Here is an 8,819-nt window from a genome sequence, read left to right on the forward strand (position 1 = left end):
ATCGAACGCGTGCGGCTGTATCCCACGTTCCGTCAGGCGGAGCGCCTTCGCTTTGCGCTGAACGTCACGCGGGAACTGTACAACGCGCTGCTCCAAGAGCGTCGCGACGCATACCGTCTGCGTAAGGTGAAGATTTCTGCCAGGATGCAGTACTCGGAAATCACGGCACTGCGCAAGCCGATGGACCGTCTTGACGGCCGCCTTGCGGCAGTCTACCGAGAATGCGAAGACGCCGTACTGCATCGCCTCGATCTGGCGATGCAGGCGTTCTTCCGACGCATCGAGCGAAGCAAGACCCCGGGCTTTCCGCGCTTCAAGCCGGCGGCCCGCTGGAAGCAGCTGACATTTCCACACGGCAATCGCGCGCTCACGTTCGATGTGGCGCAACGCTCGGTGAGGATTCCCGGCATCGGCCGCGTGAGGCTGCGTAAAGGCCGATCGGTCCCCCCGTTCGGGCGGGCATGGATCCTGGAACGTAACGGCCGCTGGTACGCCTGTTTCGAATGCGAACGAGCCGAGGTGCAAGGACCGGTCGACCTGCGGCGGATCGTCGGTGTCGACCGCGGCATTCACGTACTGGCGGCAACCAGCGAAGGCCGATTACACGATAATCCCGCGCACGCCGAGCGCAATCGGCAGCGTATCGCTCATCATCAGCGCGCGCTCGAGGCGATCACGCAGCGCGATTCACGCGGCCGCCCTCTGAATCGGCACGATCCCGCCCGCAAAAGCGCGGTACTGCGCTTAGCGCGCGCCAAGGAACGGGAAGCGAATCGTCGCCGGCAGACGCTGTATACGCTGGCGGGCAAGATTGTCGCCTGCACAGGCGTCATCGCGATCGAAGCGCTCAACGTGCGCAACATGACGCGCAGCGCAAAAGGCACGCTCCAGGAGCCGGGCCGCAACGTCGCGGCCAAAGCTGGATTGAATCGGCGGATGCTCGATGCAAGTTTTGGTCTACTTCGAGGATTCATCATCGCTAAAGCGGCAGAGGCTGGGCGTATGGTGGTTGAGGTAGACCCCCATTTCTCATCGCAGACCTGCGCGAAGTGCGGCGCTTGCGAGCGAGAAAGTCGACGGAGAAGGCGCTTTACGTGCGTTCGCTGCGGGTTTTCGACCCATGCGGACGTCAACGCGGCGCTGGAGATCCGCCGGCGAGCGCAGTTGGCGCTCTCAAGACTCCCGGATACCGGTGCGGAGCCGGTTGCAGCGTAGGATGTGTTGCAAGGCAGTCACAACGAAGAAAGGCAAACGCATAGGCGCCAACGATCAGAAATCTAGCTCCTTCGGCGTTCAACGCGGCCAACAGTTCGATCAAGTCGGTATTCTGCTGCATCGTCTCCCCACCGCATGCGCAGCACGAGTTCCCAAATTGCCTCGACGCGTTCTGCCGGCGGCATAGCCGTCGCGGCCGCGCGCTCGTATGCCGCAGCCTCTGTAGCCGAGTGTGCGACGAAACCGGTCCACGTCGCGCGCCGTCTCGCGGCGCGGTCCTCGCGCGAATCCATGGTTCTGTATTCGATTCAGCGTAAAACGACGCCTTGCCCTAGGGAAGCTCTGAAGAGGTCGCTGTACCGATCGCAAGGAGCATTTTCCGGTGCGAATCGAGGCGCATCCGAGGGAGCATAGCAACGCGCTCTGTGACCGAGGATGCAACGAAGACCCGCACCGGAAAATGCCCTTGCCCGAAGGGTTGTGGCCGCGATGGCGCATCTCCATCGTCGTCGGCTCGGTCACAGAACACCCCGGCTATGCTCCCTCGCCGACTCCTCGGGTCTGCGGCCATCGGGGCCATAACGATCGGTGCATGGACTTCTTCAGAGCTTCCCTAGGCGGCGGGTTCGAACGGAAGGTTCGGGTCGGCCGAGAGCGTGAGTGGGTCGACGCGCGCGATCGGGCGTTGGTGGTACGCGGCCGCGGCGATCATCGCCGCGTTGTCGGTGCAGTATTTCGGCGGCGGGATGAAGGCAGGCACGTTGCGCGCCGCGCTCCACGCGCGCACGCGCGATTGCAATTCCGAGTTAGCGGCGACGCCGCCGGAGACGACGAGCGCGCGGTACTCGCCGCGTGCGAAGGCCGAATCGACGCGCGCCATCAGCACGTCGATGACCGCGGCTTGAAACGACGCCGCGACGTCGGCCGGATTCGCTCGTTTGCCTTCGTCGGATTCGAGAAAGTATCGGACCGACGTCTTCAATCCGGAAAATGAGAGGTCGAGCGTACCGATATCGGGGCGATGGCGCGGAAACGCATGCGCCTTGGGATTCCCCCCGCGAGCGAGCGCGTCGAGCCGCGGCCCGCCGGGATACGGTAAGCCGAGCAGACGCGCCGTTTTGTCGTAGGCCTCACCGGCGGCATCGTCGCGCGTGCGGCCGATGACGTGCATCGAGGTCGCCGAGCGCACGTCGACGAGTTGCGAGTGTCCGCCGGAAACGAGCAGCGCGAGAAACGGATACGGCGGTTCGTGGTCGCGGTCGAGAAACGCGGCGAAGATATGGCCGTGCAAGTGATTGATCGCGTAGAGTGGTTTGTTCAGCGCGAACGCGAGCGCTTTGGCGGCCGCGACACCGACGACGAGGCTGCCGATCAGACCGGGGCCGCGCGTGACCGCGATCGCATCGAGGTCGCGCAACGCGATCTCGGCGCGTCCGAGTGCGTCGTCGACCGCGGCAGAGAGCAGCGCAACGTGTTGACGGCTCGCGATCTCGGGCACGATGCCGCCGTACTTCGCGTGAAACGCGTCCTGATTGGTGGAGACGCTCGCGAGCACGTCGCGGCCGTCGCGAACGATCGCGGTCGCGGTGTCGTCGCACGACGTCTCGATACCGAGGATGGTCATTTCGGTGGTCCCTCGCGGAGCTTGTCCTGAGCGAGCGCAGCGAGTCGAAGGGCTCGGGATGACAATGGGTTACGGTGATGCGGACGGCGAGGGCGAGGCGCTCGGTGATGCACTCGGCGAGGCACTCGGTGACGCGCTCGATGAGGCCGATGCGCTCGGTGATGGACTCAGCTCGGGAAGTTCGTCGCCGTAGAGCACGAGCAGCCACGTTTCATCCTTCTTGACCGGCAGGTTCGGCGCATCGAGTTCGAAGTGCAGCGTCGTCCCGTCGAGTCTCGATTCGGAATACGAGCCGTAAAACGTATCGTCGACCTTGCGTTTGTGCACGCTCTCGCGGAAGAGCTGCACCGCGAAACCGCGACCGCCGATCTGTTCCTTTGGTAGGGTGAAGTCGGCCATCGTCTTGCCCGTGATCGTGATGTCGGCGTCGGTACGCATGCGCAGCGCAATGAGTGCGACCGTTGCGACCGCCTTTGGATTGGGGCTGGTCATCTTGGGCGCGTTTTTCGGCAGGCCCGCAATGGTGAGCGTGATGTGGGGTCCGCTCGTCGCCGGCGATGCGCTGGGCGAGGGCGTCGGCGTGAAGAGCGGTGATGCGCCGCCGAACGGCGTGGGCGTCGGTGTCGGCGTGGGTGTCGGCGTCGGCGTCGGCGAGGGCGATGCCGAGGGCGAGCCCGACGGTGTCGGCGTTGCCGCAACCGTGAACTTGAGCGTGCACGAAAAACCCTGATCTTGCGGGCACTTCAGACCGTTCGGCGCGTCGGCGACCGGATAGGTGACGGTGTCGCCGGGCGGCGTGGTCGCGGCGACTTCACCCGAGCGCTTCGCCTCGGGATGCTCGGCCGCGGGCGAAGCGGGCATCTGGGCGTTGACCGGCGGATTGACGCCTCCGGGCGCCGAGGTGCCGCCGCTGCCGAAACTCCCTTGGCAGGCCGCGAGCGCGAGACACGCCGCTGCAAAAACCAGGGCGGTCCCTCGACTGCGCTTCGCGGAGCCTGTCCCGAGCCAAGTCGAGGGACGAGAGATGACAAATTTCATGCTCGGGTGTCGACCTTTCGCTGGAGCTCGTCGGCAAATTCGCTCACCGAGACGGTGCGCTTCTCCTCGACCGCGCGTTCGTTCACGTTGACCGTGCCGTCTGCCGCTTCTTGTTTGCCCACGACCAAGATGTAGGGAACTTTCTGCGTCTTCCAGTGCCGAATCTTGTAGCCGAGCTTCTCGTTGCTCTCGTCGACGCTCACCCGGAATCCCATCCCCTCGAGCCGCGCGGCGATTTCACGCGCGTACGCGAGTTGATGTTCCGAGATCGGTGCGAGCACGGCCTGCACCGGCGCGAGCCAGGCCGGAAACGCGCCGCCGTAATGCTCGATCAGGATACCGAAGAAGCGTTCGAGTGAGCCGGCGAGGGCACGATGGATCATCACCGGGCGATGATCGAGGCCGTCGCTCGCGCGATACTTCAGTTCGAATCGTTCGGGCAGTACGAAATCGACTTGCACCGTGCCGAGCTGCCACTTGCGTCCGATCGCGTCGCGTACGTTGATGTCGACCTTCGGACCGTAGAATGCGCCGCCGCCCTCGTCGATCTGATACGGAAGCTCGTAGCGCTCGAGTGCGCGCCGGATCGCGTCTTCCGCGATCGGATCGGTCTCGCCGCGCAGCCGCTCTTCGCGGGTCGAGAGAAAATATTCGAACTCGGCGAAGCCGAACGCTTTCATCAGGCGCAGCGCTTCGTCGAGCGTTTGTTCGAACTCACCTTGCAATTGCTCGGGCGTGCAAAAAAGGTGCGCGTCGTCTTGGGTGAAGCCGCGCACGCGGGTGAGACCGTGCAGCACGCCGGAACGTTCGAAGCGATAGACGGTGCCGAATTCGGCGTAGCGAATCGGCAAATCGCGATAGCTGCGCGGCTGCGAACGATAGATCAGGATGTGGCCGGGGCAGTTCATCGGCTTGAGACGAAAACGCTGCTCCTCGACTTCGAGTGGGCCGAACATTCCCTGCGCGAAATTTTCGAGGTGGCCCGAGATCTCGAAGAGCCGTTCGCTGACGACGTGCGGCGTGACGACGGGCTGATAGCCGCGCTCGCGCAGACCCGTGCGAATGAATTCTTCGATGAGGCCGCGGACGATCGCGCCCTTGGGATGCCAGAAGACGAGTCCGCCCCCGGCGTCTTCTTCGATCGAGAAGAGGTCGAGTTCGTGACCCAGCCGGCGGTGATCGCGCTTTTGCGCTTCCTCGACCTGGGCGAGGTAGGCCTCGAGTTCTTTCTTCGTATGCCAAGCGGTGCCGTAGATGCGCTGCAGCATCGGGTTGTGCTCGTCGCCGCGCCAGTACGCGCCGGCGACGCTGGTCAACTTCAGCGCGCCGATCTCACCCGTGCGATGGGCATGGCCGCCCCGGCAGAGATCGGTAAAGTTGCCGATCGTGTAGAGCGTGATCGGCTCGCCTTCGGGAATTTCGCGCGCCAGTTCGACTTTGTAGGGATTGCCCGCAAAACGTTCGATCGCTTCGGCGCGCGTCACCGTTTGACCGCGCATCTCGTAATCGGCGTCGACGATCGCCCGCATGCGTGCTTCGAGCCGCTCGAGATCGTCGTTCGTGAACGGTTCGCTACGATCAAAGTCGTAATAGAATCCGCTTTCGATCGCCGGGCCGATGGTCGGCTTGGCATCGGGGAAGAGATCTTGGACGGCGTAGGCGAGGACGTGAGCGGCCGTGTGACGGAGCGCGGGCAATGGGGTGAGGGTCTCGGGCATACCGGGGGCCGTTTCGGCAACGGCCGGAGCGCCTCCTTAGAATCATCGCACGACGGGGAAGCTTAAGGCGTCGATAAGGCGGCTTTAAGGCCACTTTAGTTTGCCGCACCGCACCATACCTAGTGTCGAGAGCGGTAGCGTTACCGCTCGTTTTCTCCCACGTGCTTTTAGGAGTTTTCTTGATGCGTAAGACCTTGGCGCTGACCCTCGCGGCGCTATTGCTCGTGTCCGTCAGCGGGCGGGCGCTGGCGGCGACCGACATTTTGGAGACCGGCTCGACGCTGCTCTATCCGCTGATGAACCTTTGGGTGGCCGCCTACCAACAGGCCCATGGCGACGTGCAGATCACGACGCAGGGTACGGGGAGCGGCACCGGCATCTCGCAGGCGATCTCCGGCGTCGCGCAAATCGGCGCGTCCGACGCGTACATGGCCGACGCACAGATGAAGAACAGCCCGATGCTGAACATTCCGCTTGCAATCTCGGCGCAGCAGATCAACTACAACGTGCCCGGATTGAACGACGTGCACCTCAACCTCTCGGGTCCGGTGCTCGCCGGTATCTATTCGGGTCAGATTCAGTACTGGGACGACGCGAAGATCAAAGACATCAACAGACGGTACGGAAGCAAACTTCCGCACCTGCAGATCGTTCCGATCCATCGTTCGGACGGCTCGGGCGATACGTTCATTTTCTCCCAGTACCTCACCAAGTCGACGCCGTCGTGGGCCGGCGGGCCGGGATACGGCACGACGATCAGCTGGCCGTCGGTTTCGACCGCGGTCGGTGCGACCGGCAATCCCGGCATGGTGCAAACCTGCCAGAATACGAAGGGCGGCATCGCCTACATCGGCGTGAGCTTCCTCAATCAGACCGACAAGGCCGGGCTGGGCTATGCCGCGCTCGAAAACCGCAGCGGCAAGTTCGTGCTCCCGACCGCGACGACGATCGGCGCAGCGGCGCGCTCGCTCGATGCGCAAACGCCGTCCGACGAGCGCATTTCCTTGATCTTCGCTCCGGGCGCCGAGTCGTATCCGATCATCAACTACGAATACGCGATCGTGAATCCGAAGCAAAGCGACGGCGCGAAGGCTTCGGCGCTGAAGGCGTTCCTCAACTGGTCGCTCGAACGCAGCGGCGGACAGTCGGCACGCTTCCTCGACGCCGTGCACTTCTTGCCTTTACCGTCCTCGATCGTCGCCAAGAGCAAAGCTCAGATCGAGAAGATCCAATAGGGGCATGGCTGCCATCAACCTGAGCGTACGGGGCGCCGCGAAAGCGGCGTCCCCGGCGACACTACAACGCACCGGTTCGCAGGCGGTGCTGCGTACTCTCACGGGGCTCGCCGCGCTGGCGAGCTTCGCGATCATTTTCCTGATGCTGTTCTTCCTGATCGCCTACGCCTATCCGGCGATTCGATTCAACGGCATTGCCTTTTTCACCAGCCCGATCTGGAACATCGGGAATCAATACGGCAGCGCAACCGTGAGCCGCGCCGGCTTCACCGCGGAGGCGGGTGCGGCGTTCGGCGCACTGGTCTTCATCTTCGGATCGGCGCTCACGGCGCTCTTGACGATGGTGGTGGCGGTGCCGCTCTCGCTGATGGTCGCGCTCTCGTTGGTCTATCGCATTCCGCGGATGATTCGGCCGCTCGCCAACGCGCTGGTCGAACTGATGGCCGGCGTGCCGTCGGTCGTGTACGGATTGTGGGGCATGGTGGTGCTCGTGCCGTGGATCGGCGGCGCGCTTGCGCCGTGGGTCACCACGCACCTCGGCTTCATTCCCTTTTTGGGAGGATCGGCGGGCAGCGGAAACGGCTTGGCCGCGTCGGTGTTCATTCTCTCGCTGATGGTGATTCCGATCATGGTGGCGACCACGCGCGACGTGATTCTCGCGCAGTCGAATTCGCTCTTCGAAGCGAGCATGGCGCTCGGCAGCACCAGTTGGCAGGCGATGGTTCGCGCGGTGCTTCCCAGCGTGCGCAAGGGGATCGTTGCTTCGGTGCTGCTCGCGTTCGGCCGCGCCCTCGGCGAAACGATGGCGGTGCTGATGGTGTGCGGCGCCGCGATCAATTCGTTTCCGCAGAACGTTTTTTCACCGGTCAACACGATCGCGGCGGTAATCGTCTCGCAACTCGAATCCGCTTTGACCGATGCGTCCGGAATGGCGCAGCGCTCGCTGGCTGAACTGGCCTGCGTGCTCTTCATCATCACCCTGCTCGTCAACGTGATCGCGCGCGGCATCATGCGCGGGGCGGATCGCCGTGAGGGAGGGCACGCCTAATGGCCGCCGTGATGCGCGGAGTCTCGCCGAAAACCTATGCGAGCCGGGCCTGGTGGGCGCTTTCGGTCGCCTGCCTGATCGCCGTGATCGGTATTCTCTTCGCGATCTTCGCGTTCGTGCTCGCGCGCGGCGTGCCGGCGCTCAAACCGGAAATCTTCTTTACGCCGACGCACGGTATCGCCGGCGGACTCTCCAACGCGATCGCCGGCACGTTCTTGCTCGTGATCATCGGGCTGATCATGGTCATCGTGGTCGGTCTGGGAACCGCGGTCTGGACGGTCGAGTTTGCGCCGCCGTGGGGCAAGAGAACGATTCGCTTCATGGTCGACGTGCTCGCCGGCATCCCGTCGATCGTCGTCGGATATTTTCTCTACGTGGCGCTGGTCGAGATCGCGGGATGGGGTTTCTCGCTGATCGCCGGATCGCTCGCGCTCGCGATCTTCATGCTGCCGTACGTCGTACGTGCAGCCGACGTTTCGCTCACGAACGTGCCGACCGCACTCAAAGAAGGCGCCGCCGCGCTCGGCGCGCGTCCGGCGATGGTCGTCGCGTCGATCAACTTTCCGTATGCGCTGCCGGGCATTCTCACCGGCCTGCTCGTCGCCACCGGCATCGGCCTGGGCGAAACGGCGCCGCTGATCTACACCGCGGGTTGGTCGAACTACATGCCCTCGCTCGCGCCGACGCATTCACCGGTCGGGTATCTGACGTACGTCGTATGGACGTACATCAGTCAGCCTTTCGAAGCGTCGCACCAGCTTGCGTACGCCGCCGCCGCGCTGCTGATGATCTTCGTCTTCCTCACGAACCTCTTGGCCCGCAGCTTCGTGGAGTACAAACTGGCCGGCAGCCGCTCGCGCTAAGCCGTGGCGTTCCAATGCCGGATCGACGAGTTCGGTACGCGTGCCGACGCGGGCACCGGCGTTCCGGATATTGCGCAG

General features: G+C 63.9%; 7 protein-coding genes. 4 read left to right on the forward strand and 3 right to left on the reverse strand.

The genetic code is table 11. The annotated features are described in order from the left end of the window. The coding region (locus VMF11_01835; GenBank protein HTU69034.1) for a transposase at positions 1–1,215 on the forward strand (1,215 nt) is incomplete at its 5' end. Between the two features lie 613 nt (positions 1,216–1,828). Here VMF11_01835 and tsaD read toward each other — a convergent pair. The 3 genes from tsaD to thrS form a co-directional block, all read right to left on the reverse strand. Then, entirely contained in the window at positions 1,829–2,839 is a 1,011-nt protein-coding gene (gene tsaD / locus VMF11_01840; GenBank protein ID HTU69035.1) for a tRNA (adenosine(37)-N6)-threonylcarbamoyltransferase complex transferase subunit TsaD, read from the reverse strand. A gap of 69 nt (positions 2,840–2,908) precedes the next feature. After that, a complete protein-coding gene (locus tag VMF11_01845) occupies positions 2,909–3,877 on the reverse strand; it encodes a hypothetical protein (GenBank protein ID HTU69036.1) in 969 nt (322 codons plus the stop codon). After that, positions 3,874–5,595 (reverse strand): threonine--tRNA ligase, encoded by a 1,722-nt coding sequence (thrS, locus tag VMF11_01850; protein HTU69037.1) that lies wholly within the window; start codon positions 5,593–5,595, stop codon positions 3,874–3,876. The genes VMF11_01845 and thrS overlap by 4 nt, the downstream gene beginning before the upstream one ends. 182 nt (positions 5,596–5,777) lie before the next feature. Here thrS and pstS point away from each other — a divergent pair, with 182 nt between their 5' ends. The 3 genes from pstS to pstA are packed head-to-tail and all read left to right on the forward strand — an operon-like array spanning position 5,778 to position 8,741. Next, the gene (gene pstS, locus VMF11_01855; GenBank protein HTU69038.1) at positions 5,778–6,830 is read left to right on the forward strand and encodes a phosphate ABC transporter substrate-binding protein PstS; all 1,053 of its coding nucleotides are present in this window, start codon (positions 5,778–5,780) and stop codon (positions 6,828–6,830) included. 4 nt (positions 6,831–6,834) lie between these two features. After that, a complete protein-coding gene (pstC, locus tag VMF11_01860; GenBank protein ID HTU69039.1) occupies positions 6,835–7,878 on the forward strand; it encodes a phosphate ABC transporter permease subunit PstC in 1,044 nt (347 codons plus the stop codon). Continuing rightward, positions 7,878–8,741 (forward strand): phosphate ABC transporter permease PstA, encoded by an 864-nt coding sequence (gene pstA / locus VMF11_01865; protein HTU69040.1) that lies wholly within the window; start codon positions 7,878–7,880, stop codon positions 8,739–8,741. The genes pstC and pstA overlap by 1 nt, the downstream gene beginning before the upstream one ends. Positions 8,742–8,819: the final 78 nt, after the last annotated feature.

Source organism: Candidatus Baltobacteraceae bacterium (assembly GCA_035502855.1).
GTDB lineage: Bacteria > Vulcanimicrobiota > Vulcanimicrobiia > Vulcanimicrobiales > Vulcanimicrobiaceae > Aquilonibacter.